16 protein-coding genes and 1 tRNA gene are annotated in these 19,298 nt (G+C 71.5%); 8 read left to right on the top strand and 9 right to left on the bottom strand.

The window, feature by feature from the left end:
• Position 1: 1 nt before the first annotated feature.
• Entirely contained in the window at positions 2–1,243 is a 1,242-nt protein-coding gene (locus ACZ518_RS27375; RefSeq protein WP_469115653.1) for a sensor histidine kinase, read from the bottom strand.
• A gap of 183 nt (positions 1,244–1,426) precedes the next feature.
• Between ACZ518_RS27375 and ACZ518_RS27370 the strand changes: the two genes are divergently transcribed.
• The 5 genes from ACZ518_RS27370 (at position 1,427) to pth (ending at position 5,640) form a co-directional block, all read left to right on the top strand.
• Positions 1,427–1,498, top strand: a tRNA-Gln gene (locus ACZ518_RS27370).
• Between the two features lie 108 nt (positions 1,499–1,606).
• Positions 1,607–3,055 carry a bifunctional UDP-N-acetylglucosamine diphosphorylase/glucosamine-1-phosphate N-acetyltransferase GlmU gene (gene glmU, locus ACZ518_RS27365; protein WP_469115652.1) on the top strand — a complete coding sequence of 483 codons (1,449 nt, stop codon included), beginning with the start codon at positions 1,607–1,609 and terminating at the stop codon, positions 3,053–3,055.
• Positions 3,056–3,188: 133 nt separating this feature from the next.
• Positions 3,189–4,166, top strand: a complete 978-nt coding sequence (locus ACZ518_RS27360) for a ribose-phosphate diphosphokinase (protein WP_362459180.1) — start codon at positions 3,189–3,191, stop codon at positions 4,164–4,166.
• Positions 4,167–4,365: 199 nt separating this feature from the next.
• Positions 4,366–4,950: a 50S ribosomal protein L25/general stress protein Ctc gene (locus ACZ518_RS27355; RefSeq protein WP_469115651.1), complete on the top strand. Its 585-nt coding sequence runs from the start codon at positions 4,366–4,368 to the stop codon at positions 4,948–4,950.
• A gap of 99 nt (positions 4,951–5,049) precedes the next feature.
• Positions 5,050–5,640 (top strand): aminoacyl-tRNA hydrolase, encoded by a 591-nt coding sequence (gene pth, locus ACZ518_RS27350; RefSeq protein ID WP_469115650.1) that lies wholly within the window; start codon positions 5,050–5,052, stop codon positions 5,638–5,640.
• A 66-nt stretch (positions 5,641–5,706) separates the two neighbouring features.
• On the opposite strand, the gene ppc is transcribed toward pth, so the two are convergent.
• On the bottom strand, positions 5,707–8,400 hold the full coding sequence (ppc, locus tag ACZ518_RS27345) for a phosphoenolpyruvate carboxylase (protein ID WP_469115756.1): 2,694 nt from the start codon (positions 8,398–8,400) through the stop codon (positions 5,707–5,709).
• 397 nt (positions 8,401–8,797) lie between these two features.
• On the opposite strand from ppc, the gene ACZ518_RS27340 reads away from it, so the two are divergent.
• Positions 8,798–9,769, top strand: coding sequence for an acyl-CoA desaturase (locus tag ACZ518_RS27340; RefSeq protein ID WP_469115649.1), 972 nt, complete (start codon positions 8,798–8,800; stop codon positions 9,767–9,769).
• On the top strand, positions 9,766–10,440 hold the full coding sequence (locus ACZ518_RS27335) for a TetR family transcriptional regulator (RefSeq protein WP_469115648.1): 675 nt from the start codon (positions 9,766–9,768) through the stop codon (positions 10,438–10,440). The genes ACZ518_RS27340 and ACZ518_RS27335 overlap by 4 nt, the downstream gene beginning before the upstream one ends.
• 95 nt (positions 10,441–10,535) lie before the next feature.
• On the opposite strand, the gene ACZ518_RS27330 is transcribed toward ACZ518_RS27335, so the two are convergent.
• Positions 10,536–10,934: a VOC family protein gene (locus ACZ518_RS27330; RefSeq protein ID WP_469115755.1), complete on the bottom strand. Its 399-nt coding sequence runs from the start codon at positions 10,932–10,934 to the stop codon at positions 10,536–10,538.
• Positions 10,935–10,936: 2 nt separating this feature from the next.
• Positions 10,937–11,794, bottom strand: coding sequence for a trans-aconitate 2-methyltransferase (locus ACZ518_RS27325; protein WP_469115647.1), 858 nt, complete (start codon positions 11,792–11,794; stop codon positions 10,937–10,939).
• A gap of 146 nt (positions 11,795–11,940) precedes the next feature.
• Here ACZ518_RS27325 and ACZ518_RS27320 point away from each other — a divergent pair, with 146 nt between their 5' ends.
• On the top strand, positions 11,941–12,438 hold the full coding sequence (locus ACZ518_RS27320) for a MarR family winged helix-turn-helix transcriptional regulator (protein ID WP_469115646.1): 498 nt from the start codon (positions 11,941–11,943) through the stop codon (positions 12,436–12,438).
• Here the strand turns inward: ACZ518_RS27320 and ACZ518_RS27315 are convergent.
• The 5 genes from ACZ518_RS27315 to ACZ518_RS27295 all read right to left on the bottom strand — a co-directional run bounded on the left by ACZ518_RS27315 (position 12,397) and on the right by ACZ518_RS27295 (position 19,119).
• Complete coding sequence (locus ACZ518_RS27315; protein ID WP_469115645.1) at positions 12,397–13,176, bottom strand: LuxR C-terminal-related transcriptional regulator; 780 nt, start codon at positions 13,174–13,176, stop codon at positions 12,397–12,399. The genes ACZ518_RS27320 and ACZ518_RS27315 overlap by 42 nt on opposite strands.
• 461 nt (positions 13,177–13,637) lie before the next feature.
• Positions 13,638–14,597, bottom strand: a complete 960-nt coding sequence (galE, locus tag ACZ518_RS27310; protein WP_469115644.1) for a UDP-glucose 4-epimerase GalE — start codon at positions 14,595–14,597, stop codon at positions 13,638–13,640.
• 262 nt (positions 14,598–14,859) lie between these two features.
• Positions 14,860–15,573: a response regulator transcription factor gene (locus ACZ518_RS27305; protein WP_469115754.1), complete on the bottom strand. Its 714-nt coding sequence runs from the start codon at positions 15,571–15,573 to the stop codon at positions 14,860–14,862.
• Between the two features lie 133 nt (positions 15,574–15,706).
• The gene (locus ACZ518_RS27300; RefSeq protein ID WP_469115643.1) at positions 15,707–17,377 is read right to left on the bottom strand and encodes an outer membrane protein assembly factor BamB family protein; all 1,671 of its coding nucleotides are present in this window, start codon (positions 17,375–17,377) and stop codon (positions 15,707–15,709) included.
• Positions 17,378–17,430: 53 nt separating this feature from the next.
• Positions 17,431–19,119 (bottom strand): outer membrane protein assembly factor BamB family protein, encoded by a 1,689-nt coding sequence (locus ACZ518_RS27295; protein WP_469115642.1) that lies wholly within the window; start codon positions 19,117–19,119, stop codon positions 17,431–17,433.
• Positions 19,120–19,298 lie beyond the last annotated feature (179 nt).

Raw genomic sequence — 19,298 nt, 5'->3', positions numbered from 1 at the left:
ACTACCGGGCCGGCAGCACCGCCGACACCTTGAACCCGCCCCCGTCCGTCGGCCCGGACACGAACACCCCGCCCAGCCCCAGCACCCGCTCCCGCATCCCGACCAGCCCGTTCCCCCCACTGGGCAGGTCGGCACCCCGCACCTCCCCCTCACACGGCCCGTTCTCCACCTGCATGGCCACCTCCCCCTCCCGGTGCGCCAGCCGTACGACGACCCGCGCGCCCGGAGCGTGCTTGTGGCAGTTGGTCAGCGCCTCCTGCACCACCCGGTACGCCGTCTGCTCCACCTCCGGCCGGTAGCCCCCGCCCTCGCCCTGCACCAGCACCTCCACGACCATCCCGGCCGCCCGCGACTGCCCCACCAGCGCCTCCAGCTCCCCGAGCGAAGGCCCCTCCTCCAGGGCCACCGGCGCGGACACCTCCCGCACCGGCTGCTTCTCCGGAGCCCGCAGCACCCCCAGCATCTCCCGCAGCTCCGTCAACGCCTGGCGTCCCATGTCACCCACCAGCGCCGCGTTCCGCACCGCCTTCACGGGATCCTTCGCCGCCACCGCCTGCAGCGCCGCCGCGTGCACCACCATCAGCGACACCCGGTGCGCCACCACGTCGTGCATCTCCCGCGCGATGCGCGTCCGCTCCTCCTGGCGCGCCCACTCGGCCCGCTCCTCCGCCCGGTCCGCCAGCAGCGACAGCTCCCGCTCCAACGAGTCCGCCCGCTCCTGCAGGCTCTCCATCAGCCGGCGCCGCGCGCCCACGTACAGCCCGAGCAGGACCGGCGGCACCGTCAGCGCCACCGCCATGAACACGGACAGCACGATCACGAGCGTGCCGTCGGCCTCCACGTCCCCGCGGGTCTGCACGTACGTCACCACGAACGTCCCGGCCAGCGACATCGCGGCCAGCGTCGCCAGGATCCGCCGGGGCACCTCGCAGGCCGCCAGCGTGTACAGCCCCACCACACCGAGCAGGAAGCCCATCGTGGCCGGCGTGACGGCGATCCCGACGAGCACCACCGCCACGGGCCGGCGCCGGCGCAGCACCAGCGCCGACCCCGCCAGCGCCCCGAACACCACCCCGGCCCACACCGGCAGCCCGGCCTCACGCGCGGTCGGCACCCCCTCGAAGGCGCACTCCACGGCCGAGGCCACCCCGAGCCCCACGTCGAGCACGGCCCCCCGCCGCCGCTCCCACCACCAGGGCCCGTCCCGGCCCGTCCCCTCGCGCTCATCCCCCGTACCGGTCATGCCGTCCAGCGTACGCAGCGGCCCCAGCACGCCGGCCCGCCCTTTCCGGAGAAACGCCGGCCTCCGAAGACGCCCGCCGGCACCGCCACATTGACCGTCGCATTGAGGGGGCAGGGTGCGGCATAGTAGGAGCGATCAACTTGGAGCGGCAGGGCTTGATGTCCGATTTAGGTTGATTAGCTATCCCCTGTGGTGTAATTGGCAGCACTGAGGCTTTTGGTGCCTTATGTCCGGGTTCGAGTCCTGGCGGGGGAGCTCGGCACGCACGGGTCCTGACCTCACGGTCGGGACCCGGCCTCGTTTTCGGACTGTGGCCCCCCGCTATCCTTCACGGGTCCACCCCCGAAGCCGAAGGGCCCACCCGTGAGCGCAACCCGCCCGGCAGCCGTCGTCGTACTCGCAGCGGGTGAGGGCACCCGCATGAAGTCGGCCACACCCAAGGTTCTGCACGAGATCGCCGGGCGCTCGCTCGTCGGTCACGTGGTCGCGGCCTCCCGTGAGCTGGACCCGACCCACCTCGTGGTCGTCGTGGGCCACGCCCGCGAGCAGGTCACCGCGCACCTCGCCGGCGTCGACGCCGGCGTCCGCACCGCCGTCCAGTACGAGCAGAACGGCACCGGCCACGCCGTCCGCATGGCCCTGGAGGAGCTCGGCGGCCAGCTGACCGGCACCGTGATCGTCGTCTGCGGCGACACCCCGCTGCTCACCGGCGAGACCCTGCGGGCCCTCGCGGCCACCCACGAGGCCGACGGCAACGCCGTCACCGTGCTCACCGCCGAGGTCCCCGACTCCACCGGCTACGGCCGCATCGTCCGCGACCCGGCCACCGGCGCCGTGACCGCCATCGTCGAGCACAAGGACGCCACCGACGCGCAGCGCGCGATCCGGGAGATCAACTCCGGGGTCTTCGCGTTCGACGGCGCGCTCCTCGCGGACGCGCTCGGCAAGGTCCGTACGGACAACAGCCAGGGCGAGGAGTACCTCACCGACGTGCTCGGGATCCTGCGCGAGGCGGGGCACCGCGTCGGTGCGGCGGTCGGCAGTGACCACCGGCAGATCCTCGGGATCAACAACCGCGTGCAGCTGGCGGAGGCGCGGGCGCTGCTGAACGCGCGTCTGCTGGAGCGGGCGATGCTGGCGGGCGTGACGGTCGTGGACCCGGCGGGGACGTTCGTGGACGTGACCGTGACGTTCGGGCAGGACGCCGTGATCCACCCGGGTACGCAGCTGCTCGGCGCGACGCACATCGGCGAGGGGGCCGAGGTCGGCCCGAACACCCGCCTGAAGGACACCCGCGTGGGTGCGGGGGCCCGGGTGGACAACGCCGTGGCGGACTCGGCGGTGATCGGGGACCTGGCTTCGGTGGGTCCGTTCGCGTACCTGCGTCCGGGTACGAACCTGGGTGTGAAGTCGAAGGCCGGCACGTACGTCGAGATGAAGAACGCGACGATCGGCGAGGGCACGAAGGTGCCGCACCTGTCCTACGTGGGTGACGCGACGATCGGCGAGTACTCGAACATCGGCGCGGCGAGCGTGTTCGTCAATTACGACGGTGAGCACAAGCACCACACCACGGTCGGCTCACACTGCAAGACGGGTTCGGACAACATGTTTGTGGCTCCCGTCACCATCGGGGACGGTGCCTACACGGCCGCCGGCTCGGTGATCACGAAGGACGTGCCGCCCGGCGCGCTGGCCGTGGCCCGTGGCCAGCAGCGGAATATCGAGGGTTGGGTGGCCCGCAAGCGTCCCGGCAGCGCGGCGGCGACGGCCGCGCAGTCGTCGGCGGAGAAGGACTCCGGCAGCCATTGAGGTGAACTGACCGGAAACAGGTACGCCCAGGACGGCGTACCGTGATAGGTGCACGCAATTCGGCTGGCTCACCGTGTGCGGGACGGACGCACACGGGGGCGAGCAGCTTTCACACGTCTGAGGAGACAGTGCTGTGACCGGGATCAAGACGACCGGCGAGAAGAAGCTGATGCTCTTCTCCGGCCGCGCCCACCCCGAGCTGGCCGAGGAGGTCGCGCACCAGCTCGGTGTCGGCCTCGTGCCGACCAAGGCTTTCGACTTCGCGAACGGCGAGATCTACGTCCGCTTCCAGGAGTCGGCTCGCGGCGCGGACTGCTTCCTGATCCAGAGCCACACGGCTCCGATCAACAAGTGGATCATGGAGCAGCTGATCATGATCGACGCGCTGAAGCGCGCGTCGGCACGCTCCATCACCGTGATCATCCCGTCCTACGGGTACGCCCGCCAGGACAAGAAGCACAAGGGCCGCGAGCCGATCTCGGCCCGCCTGGTGGCGGACCTGCTGAAGACCTCGGGTGCGGACCGCATCCTGACGGTCGATCTGCACACCGACCAGATCCAGGGCTTCTTCGACGGTCCGGTGGACCACCTGTCGGCCCTGAACGTCCTCGCGGACTACGTGGGCGCCAAGGTGGACCGCTCGAAGCTGACGGTCGTCTCCCCGGACGCCGGCCGCGTGCGCGTGGCCGACCGCTGGTGCGACCGTCTGGACGCGCCGCTGGCGATCGTGCACAAGCGCCGTGACAAGGACGTCGCCAACCAGGTGACCGTCCACGAGGTCGTGGGTGAGGTCAAGGGCCGCGTCTGCGTCCTGGTCGACGACATGATCGACACGGGTGGCACGATCTGCGCCGCCGCCGAGGCGCTCTTCGCGCACGGCGCGGAGGACGTCATCGTGACGGCCACGCACGGCATCCTGTCGGGCCCGGCGGCCGACCGCCTGAAGAACTCCAAGGTCAGCGAGTTCATCTTCACGAACACCCTGCCGGACCCGTCCGACCTGGAGCTCGACAAGATCACGGTCCTGTCGATCGCCCCGATGATCGCCCGCGCGGTGCGCGAGGTCTTCGAGGACGGTTCGGTGACGAGCCTGTTCGAGGAGCAGCAGTAGGCCTGACGGCCCTGCGCCGGCCTGCGGGCTAGATCCTTTTGGGAGCGGCCTCCCTCCCGGGTACACTCGACGAGTTGCTCGGCGAGGGAGGCCGTACCTGTTTTCCGGTACGGATGCTCCGTTATCGACGCGCTCTTCGTAGCAGGCCGTTTCGGCCGGGTGACCTCTGTCCGTTTTCGTCACCCCACGAGGAGTGAACATGTCCGAGATCAAGCTTTCCGCGAAGCTCCGCGACTCTTTCGGCAAGGGCTCTGCCCGCCAGTCCCGCCGCGACGCCCTGACCCCGGGTGTCATCTACGGCCACGGCACCACCCCGAAGCACGTCGGTGTCGAGTCGCACGCCCTGATGATGGCGCTGAAGACCCCGAACGTGCTGCTCTCCCTGGACATCGACGGTGACAGCACCGAGCTGGTCATCCCGAAGGCCGTCCAGCGCCACCCCCTGCGTCGCAACATCCTGCACGTCGACTTCCTGATCGTCCAGAAGGGCGAGAAGGTCACGGTCGAGGTTCCGGTCGTGACCGAGGGCGACCTGGCCGCCGGCGGCAACCTGCTGGAGACCCTGCTCTCGACCATCACGGTCGAGGCCGAGGCCACCCACATCCCGACCGAGGTCACCGTCTCCATCGCGGGCCTGGAGGCCGGTGCCTCCATCCACGCCAAGGACCTGGTCCTGCCGGCCGGCACCACGCTGGCCGTCGACGGCGAGACCGCCGTCCTGCAGGTCGTCGCCCCGCAGGCCGAGGAGCCGGCCGCCGAGGCCGCCGAGGGCACCGAGGCCTGAGCCTCGCCCCACCCCCTCAGCAGTTGCTGACCGACCGCCGTCCGGCTCCACTGGAGCGGGACGGCGGTCGTTCTCGTTCACGGGCTTAAGGAGCTTTTGATGTCGGACGACGCGGCGCCGTGGCTGATCGTCGGTCTCGGTAACCCGGGGGCGGAGTACGCCGGCAACCGCCACAACATCGGATTCATGGTGGCGGACCTGCTGGCGGAGCGGATCGGCGGGAAGTTCAAGGCGCACAAGGCGCGGGCGCAGGTGGTCGAGGGCCGGATGGGGCCGCCGGGGCCGCTGAACCGCCGGGTGGTCATCGCGAAGCCGATGTCGTTCATGAACCTGTCGGGCGGGCCGGTGACGGCGCTGCGGGACTTCTACAAGGTGCCGCTGGAGCGGATCGTGGCGGTCCACGACGAGCTGGACATCGACTACGCGACGCTGCGGCTGAAGCTGGGCGGCGGCGACAACGGCCACAACGGGCTGAAGTCGATGACGAAGTCGATGGGCGCCGACTACCACCGGGTGCGGTGCGGCATCGGCCGGCCGCCGGGCCGGATGCAGGTCGCGGACTTCGTGCTGAAGGACTTCTCCTCCACGGAGCGCAAGGAGCTGGGCTGGTTCGTGGACCGGTCGGCGGACGCGGTGGAGTGCCTGGTCCAGGAGGGCCTGGAGCGCGCCCAGTCGGCGTACAACTCCTGACGTACGAGGAAGCCCCCGCCGGACGGCGGGGGCTTCCTGCGTTCTCGGGACGGCGTACGGGGCCGGTCAGCCGGTGTTGCGCAGGCCGGCGGCTACGCCGTTGACGGTGAGCAGCAGGGCCCGGGCCAGCAGCGGGTCCGGGTCCTCGCCTCGGGCGGCGGCCTGGCGCTGGCGGGCCAGCAGGGAGACCTGGAGGTAGGAGATCGGGTCGAGGTAGGCGTCGCGGACGGCGAAGGTCTGCTGGAGGACGGGCTGGGAGTCGAGGAGCTGCTTCCCGCCGGTGATGCGCAGGACCTCGCGGACGGTGAGCTCGTGCTCGGCCTGGATGCGGTCGAAAACGTGCTTGAGTTCGTCGGGGACGAGGGTGTCGACGTAGTGGCGGGCGATCCGCAGGTCGGTCTTGGCCAGCGTCATCTCGACGTTGGACAGGAAGTTGCGGAAGAAGTGCCAGCGGTCGCCCATCTCGGTGAGGACGGTGTCCTGGCCGGCCTCGCGCAGGGCCTTGAGGCCGGAGCCGACGCCGTACCAGCCGGGGACGATCTGGCGGGACTGGGTCCAGCCGAAGACCCACGGGATGGCGCGCAGGCCGTCGAGGCCGGCGCCGGAGTCGGGGCGGCGGGAGGGGCGGGAGCCGAGGTGCAGGTCGGCGAGCTGGTCGACGGGGGTGGCCGCGAAGAAGTACGCGGGCAGGTCGGGGTCCTCGACGAGTTCGCGGTAGGCGCCGTGGGCGGCGTCCGAGACGATGTCCATGGCCGCGTCCCAGCGGGTGAGGGCGTCGTCGGACTGGCGGGGGGCGGTGTGCAGGGCGGAGGCCTGGAGGGTGGCCGCGACGGTCAGTTCCAGGTTCTCGCGGGCCAGGGAGGGGACGAGGTACTTGTCGGAGATGACCTCGCCCTGTTCGGTGACCTTGATCTCGCCTTCGAGGGTGCCCCAGGGCTGGGCGAGGATCGCGTCGTGGGAGGGGCCGCCGCCGCGGCCGACGGTGCCGCCGCGGCCGTGGAAGAGGCGCAGGCGTACGCCGTGGCGGTGGGCGACGTCGCGGAGCCGGCGCTGGGCGCGGTGGATCTCCCACTGGCTGGTGGTGATGCCGCCGAACTTGCTGGAGTCGGAGTAGCCGAGCATGACCTCCTGGACGTCGCCGCGCAGGGAGACGAGGCGCCGGTAGGAGGGGTCGGCGAGCATCTCGTCGAGGATGACGTCGGCGGCGCGGAGCTCGTCGGTGGTCTCCAGGAGCGGGACGATGCCGATCTTGGCCCAGCCGCCGTGGAGGTCGATGAGGCCGGCTTCGCGGGCGAGGACGGCGGCGGCGAAGACGTCGTCGGCGCCCTGGCACATCGAGATGATGTAGGACTCGATGACCTCGGGGCCGAACTTCTCGAAGGCGTCCTTGATGGCGGTGAAGACGCCGAGGGTCTTCTGGCCGGCCGCGTCGAGGGGGGCGGGGGTGGGCGCGAGGGGGCGGCGGGAGCGGAGTTCCTTGGCGAGGAGCTTCTGCCGGTAGTCGCGCGGCATGTCGGCGTAGCGCCAGGACTCCTCGCCGAGGCGGTCGAAGAGCTGGCCGAGGGCGTGGTGGTGGGCGTCGGCGTGTTCGCGTACGTCCATGGTGGCGAGCTGGAGGCCGAAGGCGGCCAGGGTGCGGATGGTGCGGTCCATGCGGCCGTCGGCGAAGAGGGCGCCGCGGTGCTCGCGCAGGGAGGTCTGGATGAGGGTGAGGTCGGCGAGGAGCTCGGCGGTGCCGAGGTAGTCGCGGCCTTCCTCGTGGGGGGTGCCCTTGGCGAGGCGCTCGCGGGTGTTGAGGAGCTTCTGCCGGATGCAGGTGGCCTTGAGGCGGTACGGCTCTTCGGCGTTCAGCCGCTTGTAGCGGGGGCTGATCTCGGGGAGGCGTTCCAGGTCGGCCTGGAGGGAGGCGAGGAGCTCCTCGGTGGCGCCGGCGATGCGGATGGAGTTGGAGAGCAGGCTGCGCAGGAAGTCGACGAGTTCGAGGGCGTCGGTGATGCCGTGCTCGTGCTGGAGGATCAGGACGTCGCGGGTGACCTGGGGGGTGACGTTGGGGTTGCCGTCGCGGTCGCCGCCGATCCAGGTGCCGAAGGTGAGGGGTCGGGTGCCGGCGGGCAGTTCGACGCCGACGCGCTGGAGCTCGGCGGCGAGGTCCTCCAGGACGTCGCCGACGGCGCCGGCGTGGAGCTCGTCGAGGTAGTAGATGGCGTTGCGGGCCTCGTCGGCGGGCTCGGGGCGGACGACGCGCAGTTCGTCGGTCTGCCAGACGAGGTCGATGTTCTCGGCGAGGCGCAGGTCGTGGCGGCGGCGTTCGCCGGCGCCGGAGACGGGCTCCTCCAGCAGGGCGGCGATGCGGCGCAGCTTGTTCAGGACGCTGCGGCGGGCGGCCTCGGTGGGGTGCGCGGTGAAGACGGGGCGGACGTTGAGGTTCTTGACCGTCTCGCGCAGGTGCTCGGGGTCGGCGTCCTTGAGCATGTCCGCGGTGCGGGCGAGGAGCCCGCCCTCGGCGGCGCGGTGTGCGCGCAGTTCCTTGCCGCGGTGCACCTGCTCGGTGACGTTGGCGAGGTGGAAGTAGGTGGAGAAGGCGCGCACCAGCTTGGCGGCGGTCTCCAGGTCGATGTCTCCGAGGAGGGCCGCGGCGGCCTCGCCGTCGGTGCGGGTCAGGGCGCGGACCCGCTCGACGAGGTCGAGGAGTTCCTGGCCTTCCTGGCGGACGAGGGTTTCGCCGAGGAGGTCGCCGAGGCGGCGGATGTCCGCGCGCAGCTCCGCGTTCGCCGTCTCCGCCGTCCGCGTCGCGGCGGAGGGGTCGGCGGGCTGGGTGACGGGGGCCTGGGCGGCCTGGTCAGCACTGCTCACAGGTGCGGCTCCTTGCAGTGTTCGAGCGCTACTGGGCTGTGGGCTCCCGGGGGGTGCGCGGCCATGCCGGTCGTGCTGCGCAGCCCGGGCTGCCCGTGCGGACCGCGCTGTCCGACGACACCAGGATAGGTGGCGAGTCCCTGTGCCCTGGCAGAGCGCCCGCTCTTTGGACTCGGGTCGCGCGGGTGGCGTCGTCCTGTTGCCGCGCGGGCCGTGTTTGCCATACTTACGATGCCGTAGGTTACGGATCCGTAGGTCCGTGCCCCGGCGCCTGCCGGCTTCTCACCCCCCAGGGGACCCCACCATGGCCATCAGTCCCGAATTGATCGAGGACTCCTCGGCGCCCTCGGCGCCCACCGCGACGCGCGGTGGTGAGCGGAAGCGCTCCGTGGAGCAGATCGCGCTGCTGCTGTTCATCACCGTGCCGTTCCTGGCGCTGCTGGCGGCGGTGCCGCTGGCCTGGGGCTGGGGGGTGACCTGGCTGGACCTCGGCCTGATGGTGTTCATGTACTTCCTGGCGTGCCACGGGATCACCATCGGCTTCCACCGCTACTTCACGCACGGTTCCTTCAAGGCGAAGCGGCCGCTGCGGATCGCGCTGGCGGTCATGGGGTCGATGGCGGTGGAGGGGCCGCTGGTGCGGTGGGTCGCCGATCACCGCAAGCACCACAAGTACTCCGACCACGAGGGCGACCCGCATTCGCCGTGGCGGTTCGGGGAGACGGTGCCGGCGTTGATGAAGGGCCTGTGGTGGGCGCACATCGGCTGGTTGTTCGACGAGGAGCAGACCGATCAGCAGAAGTACGCCCCGGACCTGATCAAGGATCCGGCGATCCGGCGGATCAGCCGTGACTTCGTCTTCTGGACGATGCTGTCGCTGGCGGTCCCGCCGTTGGTGGGCGGTCTGGTGACGATGTCCTGGTGGGGTGCGTTCACGGCGTTCTTCTGGGGTTCGCTGGTGCGCGTGGCGCTGCTGCACCACGTGACGTGGTCGATCAATTCGATCTGCCACGCGGTGGGCAAGCGGCCGTTCAGGTCGCGGGACCGCTCGGGCAACGTGTGGTGGCTGGCGGTGCTGTCGTGCGGGGAGTCGTGGCACAACCTGCACCACGCGGACCCGACGTCGGCGCGGCACGGGGTGCTGCGCGGCCAGGTGGATTCGAGTGCGCGGCTGATCCGCTGGTTCGAGCTGCTGGGGTGGGCCTCTGACGTGCGCTGGCCGTCGGGGGCGAGGATCGAAGCCCGGCGCAGGGAAGAGACGCCGAACGCGGCATGATGGGGGACGTGGCGATCGACGGCAGCAGTTCCAGCAGCGACAAGCCCAGGCGAGGACGCCGGGTCCGGATGACGGGCGCCGAACGGCGCCAGCAACTGCTGGACATCGGCCGCACCCTGTTCGCGGAGAAGGGGTTCGAGGGCACTTCGGTGGAGGAGATCGCGGCGAAGGCCGGGGTGTCCAAGCCGGTGGTGTACGAGCACTTCGGCGGCAAGGAGGGCCTGTACGCGGTGGTCGTGGACCGCGAGATGCGGCAGCTGCTGGAGGGGGTGACGGGCGCGCTGACGGCCGGGCATCCGCGTGAGCTGCTGGAGCAGGCGGCGTTCGCGCTGCTGGACTACATCGAGAACTACACGGACGGTTTCCGGATCCTGGTGCGGGATTCGCCGGTGGCGCAGTCGACGGGCACGTTCGCTTCGCTGATCAGTGACATCGCCACGCAGGTGGAGGACATCCTGGGGCTGGAGTTCAAGGCCCGGGGCTTCGATCCGAAGCTGGCGCCGCTGTACGCGCAGGCGCTGGTCGGGATGGTGGCGCTGACGGGCCAGTGGTGGCTGGAGACGCGGCGGCCGAAGAAGGCGGAGGTGGCCGCGCACCTGGTGAACCTGGCCTGGCACGGGCTGGAGAACCTGGAGGCGCGGCCGCGGCTGGTGGGCCACCGCAAGAGCTGAGGTCCGCAGGGGCCGCGCGGCGGCGCCCCGTCACCGGTGTTCCGGTGGCGGGGCGCCGCCGCGTCGTGCGGGGCCGTGCGGGGCCCGTCGGTCCGTCAGCCGGCCGTCGGGCCGCCGGCGACGGGGGCGTGGGTGGCGTGGGGCTCCAGGAATTCGAGCCGGTTGCCGACGGGGTCGTGGGAGTAGAAGCGCCGGTGGCCCGGCAGGTTGTCGTCCCAGACGACGTCGGCGCCGCGTTCACGGAGTCTGTCGGCGTACTCCTCGATGCCGGTCACCCGCAGCCCGGGGTGCGCTTTGCGGGCCGGCCGGAAGTCTTCTTCCACGCCCAGGTGCAGCTGCACGCCTCCGGCGGTGAACCAGCAGCCCCCGCGCGCGGCGAGGACGGGAGGTTTGGAGATCTCCCGCATGCCCAGGACGTCTTGGTAGTAGGCACGCAGCTTGTCCTCCGATCCGGGCGGCGCGGCGAGTTGGACGTGGTCGACTGCGGTCAGCACGGTCATGCCTCCTTGTGGGCGACGGCGAAGATGCGGCGAAACGGGAAGACGGTACCCCGGGGGCCCGGCGGGTAGGCGGCGCGCAGGGCCTCGCGGTATTCGGAGAGGAAGCTGTCGACGGCGTCGCGGTCGTCGCCGAGGGCGGTGAGGACGGGGCGCAGGGCGGTGCCCTTGACCCAGTCGAGGACGGGGTCGGCGCCCTGGAGGAGCTGGGAGTACGTGGTCTCCCAGACGTCGACCGCGCAGCCGAGTTCGGTGAAGCGGGCCAGGTACTCGGCGGGTTCGAGGATGTGGATGTAACGCGCGCCGTGTCCGGCGAGGCGGTCGCGCCAGCGCGGGGTGTCGCACAGTTCGGCGAGGAGCCGGTGGCTGGGGGCGGTGAAGTTGCCGGGGATCTGGAAGGCGAAGGTGCCGCCGGGGCGCAGGCCGTTGATCCAGGCGGCGAAGGAGCCGGGGTGGCTGGGCACCCACTGCAGGGCCGCGTTGGAGACGATCAGGTCGTACGTCTCCTCGGGCATCCAGTCGGCGAGGTCGGCGTGGCGGAAGTCGAGCAGGCCGCCGCCGGGGGTGGGTCCGGCGTACTCGGCGGTGGCGCGCTGGAGCATCTGCGGGGAGAGGTCGAAGCCGGTGATGCGGGCCTCGGGCCAGCGGTCGGCGAGGAGCGCGGTGACGTTGCCGGGGCCGCAGCCGAGGTCGGCGATGCGTGCGGGCCGGTTGGGGAGCTCGGGTATGCGGTTCATCAGGTCGAGGAAGGGGCGCGTGCGGTGGCCGGCGTGGCGAAGGTACTGCTGGGGGTCCCAGACGGGTGCGGAGCCGTCCAGGGCGTGGGGGCGCACGGCCGGCGCGATATCGGAATGCATGTTCGAGCCTCCCTACTGGTGGGGCGGTCGGAAGTGGAAGCCGTTCCGGCCACCTCCATGCCCCATGCTCGTCCAGACTATATCTCGACGTCAAGATTCTCGATTTGAAGAGACTTCATGTCGACAGACCCCGTACACTGATCGGCATGGAGGACGAGGTCGACCGACTGGTCGCGGCATGGCGGCGAGAGCGCCCTGACCTCGACGTGGAACCGCTCGAAGTGCTCAGCCGCGTCAGCCGGCTCGCGCGCCACCTCGACCGGGCCCGCAGGCTCGCCTTCTCCGAGCACGGCCTGGAGCCGTGGGAGTTCGACGTCCTGACCTCGCTGCGGCGCGCGGGCGCGCCCTACCAGCTCTCCCCCGGACAGCTGCTGACGCAGACACTCGTCACCTCCGGCACCATGACCAACCGCATCGACCGGCTGGCCAAGAAGGGCCTCGTCGAGCGGCTGCCCGACCCCAGCGACCGGCGCGGGGTGCTGGTCCGGCTGACGCCCGAGGGGCGCGACCGGGCGGACCAGTCCCTGGCGGGACTGCTGGCCCAGGAACGCGCGATCCTGGCCCAGCTCTCCGCGATGCAGCGGGGCGAGCTCGCCGGGCTGCTACGCCAGTTGACCGCTCCGTTCGACAACGTCCCCGGCTAGCTCGGCGGGGCGCACTCCGGCCCGCCGGGCCAGTGCCACGGCGGCCAGGGTGGAGTGCACCCCCAGCTTGCCCAGCACGTTCTGCATGTGGGTGCGGACGGTGTGCGGGGACAGGAACAGCCGCGCGGCCACGTCCTTGCGGCCCAGCCCCGCCACCATGCAGCGCAGCACCTCGTGCTCGCGCGGGGTGAGGGACTCCACGAGCCGCTCGCTGTCCGTACGGTGCTTGCGGGCGGCGGTCAGCTCCCGCAGCACCCCGGTGAGCAGCGCGGGCGGCAGGTGGGTCTCCTCGCGCAGCACTCCGCGGATGACGGCCAGCAGCCGTGAGAGCGAGCAGTCCTTGGCGACCCAGCCCGAGGCACCCGCCTGGAGGGCCAGCGCGGCCCGGCGGGGGTCGTCGCGCTCGGCCAGGACCACGGTGCGCACGCCGGGGTGCGCCACCCTCACGCCCGCGACGAGGGCGATCCCGTCGGCCGGCGGCGGGGCCGGGCCGGAGCCCGGTTCCCGCTGGCCGGGCACGGCCCCCGACGCGGCCGCCGCGCCGGTGCCGAGGTCGGCGTCGACGAGCAGCACGTCGTAGCGGCGGCCTTCCGCCACCGCGCGCTCCAGGCAGCGCGAGGCCGCGGGACCGCTGCCGGCCGCGGACACGTCCACGTCCGGCTCGGCCGCGAGCGCGGCTGCCAGAGACTCGGCGAAGATGCGGTGGCCGTCGACCACCAGGACCCGGATACGAACCACAAAACCCCCAAGGGTCGGGGAACGGACGACTACGGGTACGGCGCCCGGCCGGGTGGCCCACAGCCCCCGCGGCCGCCGCCGCGACATCTGTGCACTACCCCGGACCGGACGCCGTACCCGGCGTGTCTCGACCCCTGAATCAACACCGGCCCCCACCGGTGTCACGCATCAGCGTAGAACGGGCGGAGTCTCGCGGTTGGCCGAATAGCAGAAGTTTTTCGAGCAGTTTTCCGGTGGGACGGTCCGCAACGGCTGTCGCGGTGGCTTGTTTTCAACCCTTCCGGCGGCCCCGGAGGCGGATTTCCGACCAGCGTGTGCCGCGGGCAGTTGCACGGGGGGCATTTCACCCGGCGTACGCACGCCGGGCGCCCGCGCGCGGCGCCTGCCCGCCGCGCCCGGCCCCAACGCGCGCGCCCCCCGCACCTTCTGGTGCGGGGGGCGCGCGACGGGGAGCCGGGGCGTCAGGAACGCTGCTCGCGGGCGAAGTTCCAGGCGTCCGTCACGATGTTGGTGAGGTCCGAGCGGGTCGGGGTCCAGCCGAGGCGCTCGTGCGCCGTCCGGGCGGAGGCGACGAGGACCGCCGGGTCCCCGGCGCGGCGCGGGGCGACGACCTCGGGGATCTCCCGGCCGGTGACCTTGCGGACCGTCTCGATCACCTCGCGGACCGAGAAGCCGCTGCCGTTGCCGAGGTTGCACACCAGGTGCTCGCCCTCGGCGGCTACGCGCAGCGCGGCCAGGTGGGCCTCCGCGAGGTCGGCGACGTGGATGTAGTCGCGGACGCAGGTGCCGTCGGGGGTCGGGTAGTCGTCACCGAACACCGAGATGGACTCGCGCTCCCCGAGGGCGACCTGGAGCACCAGCGGGATCAGGTGCGTCTCAGGGTCGTGGCGCTCGCCGAACTCGCGGTAGGCGCCGGCCACGTTGAAGTAGCGCAGCGAGACGGCGGCGAGGCCGTGCGCCGCGCACTCCCCCGCGATCATGTGGTCGACGGCCAGCTTCGAGGCGCCGTACGGGTTGGTCGGCGCGGTCACCGAGGTCTCCGTCAGCACTCCGCTGGAGGGCTCGCCGTAGGTCGCGGCGGTGGAGGAGAAGACGAGGCGTCGGACCCCGGCCTCGCGCATCGCGGTCAGCAGGGCGAGGGTGCCGCCGACGTTGTTGTCCCAGTACTTGCCGGGGTTCACCACGGACTCGCCCACCTGCGAGGAGGCCGCGAAGTGCAGTACGGCGTCGTAGGAGGAGTCCAGGTGGTCGGCGGCGTCCTGGATCCGGCCGTCGATCAGGGTGGCGCCCGCGGGGACGCCCTCGGTGAAGCCGGTGGAGAGGTTGTCGAGGATGGTCACCTCGTGTCCGGCCTCCAGCAGATGGGCGGCCACGACGCTGCCCACGTATCCGGCACCACCGGTGACCAGGTACTTACTCACTCGCACTCCTCTTTCTCGCGCAGGCACGCGAATGCGCGTGCTCTGGTGACTGGCTTACCGGATTCCGCGCTTCCGAGGAAATCGCGTCCTCCGGGCACGGTACCCGCCCGCCCGGACAGGACTTCGCGGGCCTTGCCCGCGGCGGCCCGGGCGCGGGGCGTGCCCGGCGGGGTCAGTGCCCGGGGCCAGTGGCAGGCGTCACTGCCCGGCGTCAGGGCCCGGCGTCAGGGCCCGGCTCAGTGCCCGGGGTCAGTGCCCGGGGTCAGTGCCCGAACGGCTCGGCCCCGGCCTCCTGCGGCCGCTGCCGCACGGGCAGCGCCGCCCGGTCCAGGAGTCCGGTACGCGCGGCCAGCGCGGCGGCCTCCAGCCGTGACCCCACGCCGAGCTTCATCAGTACCCGCTGCACATGTGTACGGGCTGTGCTCGGCGCGATGGCCATGCCGGCCGCGATCATCCGGGTGTCCTCGCCCTCCGCGACCCGGACCAGCACCTCGACCTCCCGCGGCGTCAGCAGCCGCAGCAGCCGGCTGCCCTCGTCGTCGGGCTGCGCCGAGGGGTTCAGCAGCTCCGCGAAGGCCCCCTGGAGGAGCTGGGGGGCGATGGCGACCTCTCCCGCCCGGGCCTTGGCCAGGGCCCTCTCGACGCCCTCGATGCGCTCGTCCTGGCGTACGTACCCCGAGGCGCCGGCCGCGAAGGCCGCGGCTATCCCGCGCGGGCTCGGCACGGGGCCCAGCACCACCACGGCGATCTGCGGGCGCTCCCGCTTGATCCGCACCACCGGCTCGAAGACCCCGGGCTCCGCCGGGGCGGCGGTACCGAACAGGCACACCTCCGGGGCGCGGCCGATGACCAGTTCGGCGGCTCCGGCCGCCGGCGCGGCCGCGGCGAGCACGCGGTGCCCGCGCAGCTTCAGGGCCGAGGCGAGCGCCTCGGCCAGCAGACGGTGCTCGTCGACCACCATGACCCGTACGCCCATCAAGGCTCCCACCCCAGATCCTTCTGACCCGGCAAGCTACACGCTTGTTCGACGGGGCGTGCCGGATACCGCGCGAAAGCCCCCGATCGGTGGGTACCGTCCGGGGGCTCTCGGCGTCGGGGAGGGGCGGGCGTCAGCTCGCCGCGAAGGAGACGAAGAGGAACTCGGGGTCGGACTTCTCCGAGTACGGCTTGCGCACCGTGGTGCGGGCGATGAACAGGCGCCCGTTGTGGTAGCGGAACTCCGAGTGGTCCAGCGAGAAGGCGGTCTCGATGCGCTGGCTGGCCTTGTCCACCGGGTTCTGCATCAGCAGGGTCTCCTTCATCGTCTTGCCGTCGATGCTGACGACCTGGCCGCCGCCGTCGTACGGGGGCACCTTGTAGGCGATGATGTTGGACCCGTCCATGCGCAGCGGGTACATGGTGTACTTCTCGCCCGCGTCGGCGCGGTCGCTGGTGGCCTTGCCGGTCTCCAGGTCGAAGGAGACGATCTCGTTGGTGCGGCCGACGGAGGACGTGCCCTGGTGCTCGTACGACGGCAGGTAGACCTTGCCGTTGCCGACGACCATCTTCGAGCACTGCTCGACCTCGGTGGCGGGGCACTTGGGGGCGTAGCTGCCGGCCGAGAGGCCGATGCGGGTCTTGAGCTGGCCCGCGTCGTCGACGACGAACAGGTCGCTGACGTTGGTGGCGTTCTTGGCGGTGTTGCCCACGTTGGCGGCGATGATGAGCGGCTTGGTGGAGATGATGCCGGCCCATTCGATGCCCGCGGACAGCTTGTACTGGTACTTCGGCGCGCCGGTGGCCGGGTCGAGGGCCTGCGCGTACAGGGTCGGGCTGGAGCCGCGGCCGCACTTGCGCAGGACGGCGAGGGCCTCGCCGCCGGCGTAGCCCATGTCGTAGCAGCCTTCGCCGTCGGTCTTCGGGGTCCACAGGGACTTGCCGTCGGCGAGGTTCCAGGCGGCGCCGCCGGAGAGACCGCCCGCGGCGACGGTCTGGCCGCTGATGGTGACCTCGCTGAAGGAGACCGGCTTGTCGCCGCCGGTGGCGGACTTGGCGTTGGCGGACCAGAGGAGCTTTCCGGTGTTCAGGTCGATGACGCCGACCTGGGTGCACTGGGGGTACTTCTTCTCGTTGGTCGCCATGCCCTCCTCGAAGAGGATGGCGGTCTTGTTGTCGCTGATGTGCTTGGTGGCGCCGCAGACGTTGGCGGGGAGCGGGAGCTCCCACTTCTTGCCGCCGTCGACGAGGTTGTAGCCGACGACCTTCGCCAGGTCGGACTTGACGTAGGTGGTGTCGGTCAGCCAGGAGCCGTCGACGGAGACGACGTCGGCGGGGGCCGGGCTGGGGACGTTGACGAGCGACTTCGACTTGGGGTTGGACGGGACCTTCTCGCTGCCGGGGGTGCCGGCGGGGGCCTTGTCGCCGTCGGGGGAGCCACTGGCGCCGTTGGCCGTGGGCTGTCCGGAGCCGCCGTCGTCGCCGGAGACGTACCAGAAGCCGCCGCCGATGATGAGCGCCATGGCCAGGACGGCCGCGCCGACGATCGCCAGCTGGTTGCGCTTGTCGTTGCTGCCGCCGCCCGCGGGTGCGGGGTACTGGGGCTGCGCCGGGGCCTGGAGCGTGCTGGGCTGCTGCTGCGGGTAGCCGTAGCCGGGCTGTGCCTGGGGCTGCGGGTAGCCGTAGCCGGCCTGGGGGGCCGGGGCCGCGGGCGGCTGGGCCGGGGGCTGCGGGGGGCCGGGCGGCGGCGGGGGGCCGCCGAAACCGCCGGAGGGCGGCTGGCTGGGGGGCGGCGGGGTACTCATCGGTTGCTACTGCCTCTCGGTGGGGCGCTCGGTGGGACGCTCGGTGGGCTCGTTCACTTGCCGAAGGCCATCAGGAGCCGCTCCTCCGTGTTGTTGCCGTTCAGCCTGGTGGTGGAGGTGAAGTACCGGCCGTCCTCGAAGGCCCGCACCTGGAAGGTGACCATCGAGCTCTCGATGTTCGCGGAGGGGCCGGAGGGCATGCGCAGCAGCGTCTTGGGCTGGCCGCCCGCGGCCGCCATGGAAACGATCTCGCCGGGTTCGCGCAGGGCTCCGGCGCGGTAGGCGATGAGCTGGCCGTTGCCCGCCTTGACCGGGTACCAGTTGCGCTTGTCGCCGGCCTTCTGGCGCCACTTGGCCTTGCCGGTGCCGAGGTCGAAGGCGACGACCTCGTTGTCGAAGCCCTTGCTCGTGGTGGTGCGCAGGTAGAGGGTGTCGCCGTCGACCACGGAGTTGCCGCAGCCCTGGAGGTTGTCGGAGCTGCCGGCGTTGCAGTTGGTCTCGAAGGAGCCCTCGGCGGACATGCTGGCGCGCTTCTTGCCGTCGGGCGTCAGGGAGATGATGGCCCGCTTGGTGTCGTCCGCGTTCTCGAGGTTCCGGTTGGTGATGTCGAGGACGATCGGGGAGACGGACAGGACGCTGCCGACGCGCCAGCCCTTGGGCAGCCGGTAGGACCAGGTCTTCTTGCCGGTGACCGGGTCGGCGTCCTGGATCTCGATGGTCTTGTCGTCGTCCATGCACAGGGCGACGGCGAGCAGCTTGCCGTTGCCGGCGGCGTACTGGCTCGGCTGGCAGCCCTCGGGGGTGTTGCCGGAGAAGAGCTTGTCGCCGGTGCCGAGCTTGTGGACGGTGGTGTTGGCCATCCGGTTGACGACGAAGACGTCGCCGGTGAGGGCCATGGAGACGGAGCCGCCGCCGTCGAAGAGGTTCTCCTTGGCGAGCTCCTTGGTCCATCCCTCCTTGCCGGCCTTCAGGTCGACGAGCTTCATCTGGTTGCAGGTGGCGTTGGAGCCCTCGCCGTCCTTGATGGTGAGGACGGTCTTGCCGTCGGGGGTGGTCTGGTCGGCCCAGCCGCAGATCTCCGTCTTGAAGTCGAGCTTCCACTTCTCCTTGCCGTCGGTGACGGCGTAGGCGATGACGGACTTGTCGACGGTCTTGACGACGGTGTCGCCGGCCACCCACATCGCCGGGGTGGAGATGCCCGTGTCGCCGCCGGCCAGGAGCTTGGCCGTCTTGAGCCACAGCGCCTTGTCCTCGCCGGGCTTGCGGCCCGCGTTGAGGTCGGTCTGCTCGCCCATGCCGTTGCCGCTGCCGTCGCCCTTGTCCACGGACGGGGAGGCCGCGGGCTTGGGGTCGGCGGGCGCGGAGCCCTGCGCGGCGGGCTTCTTGTCACCCTCGTCGTCACTCAGGAAGGTGAAGTAGGCGCCCGTGCCGAGTACGAGGACACCCGCGACGGCCGCCGCGACGACGACCGCGCCCTTGCGCCGGCCCCGTCCGCCGGGTGCCGGCGGGCCGGGGGGCATGCCCGGCCCGGGCGGCGGGAAGCCGTACCCGCCCTGCTGGGACAGCGGCTGCGGCACCGTCGCCGGCTGCTGGACGGGGTGCTGCGGCACCGTCGGCGGCTGCTGCGCGTACGGGTTGGCGCCCTGCGGGGGGTACCCGTAGCCCTGCTGCGGCGGCCCGGGCAGGTGCCCGTAACCGGAAGGGGACGGCGGCTGGTTCGGCGGCTGGGGCGGCTCGGTCATCAGCGCATACCTTCGGGTTCGAGCGGTGGGGGCGGTCCGGGAGATCGAAAAGAACCGACCCTTTCTATCACTCGTGGCCGGTACGCACCGGGCCGGTCGCACCCCTGTTCCCAAGGGAGGACCGGCCCGTGACACGGCCGTTATCCACCCGGCCCCCGCTTTTCGGGGCCCCCGCGGCC

It is taken from the genome of Streptomyces sp. NPDC033966, from assembly GCF_055575955.1.
The sequence above is the reverse complement of the archived record's forward strand: the minus strand, read 5'-3'. Positions and strand labels throughout refer to the sequence as shown.

Excerpts from the sequence above, each read along its gene's own strand:
- ACZ518_RS27355 (WP_469115651.1), top strand. The coding sequence starts at position 4,366 with ATGTCCGAGATCAAGCTTTCCGCGAAGCTCCGCGACTCTTTCGGCAAG.
- ACZ518_RS27320 (WP_469115646.1), top strand. The coding sequence starts at position 11,941 with ATGGAGGACGAGGTCGACCGACTGGTCGCGGCATGGCGGCGAGAGCGC.
- ACZ518_RS27305 (WP_469115754.1), bottom strand. The coding sequence starts at position 15,573 with ATGGGCGTACGGGTCATGGTGGTCGACGAGCACCGTCTGCTGGCCGAG.
- ACZ518_RS27300 (WP_469115643.1), bottom strand. The coding sequence starts at position 17,377 with ATGAGTACCCCGCCGCCCCCCAGCCAGCCGCCCTCCGGCGGTTTCGGC.
- ACZ518_RS27335 (WP_469115648.1), top strand. The coding sequence starts at position 9,766 with ATGATGGGGGACGTGGCGATCGACGGCAGCAGTTCCAGCAGCGACAAG.
- ACZ518_RS27325 (WP_469115647.1), bottom strand. The coding sequence starts at position 11,794 with ATGCATTCCGATATCGCGCCGGCCGTGCGCCCCCACGCCCTGGACGGC.
- pth (WP_469115650.1), top strand. The coding sequence starts at position 5,050 with ATGTCGGACGACGCGGCGCCGTGGCTGATCGTCGGTCTCGGTAACCCG.
- ACZ518_RS27375 (WP_469115653.1), bottom strand. The coding sequence starts at position 1,243 with ATGACCGGTACGGGGGATGAGCGCGAGGGGACGGGCCGGGACGGGCCC.
- ACZ518_RS27340 (WP_469115649.1), top strand. The coding sequence starts at position 8,798 with ATGGCCATCAGTCCCGAATTGATCGAGGACTCCTCGGCGCCCTCGGCG.
- ACZ518_RS27295 (WP_469115642.1), bottom strand. The coding sequence starts at position 19,119 with ATGACCGAGCCGCCCCAGCCGCCGAACCAGCCGCCGTCCCCTTCCGGT.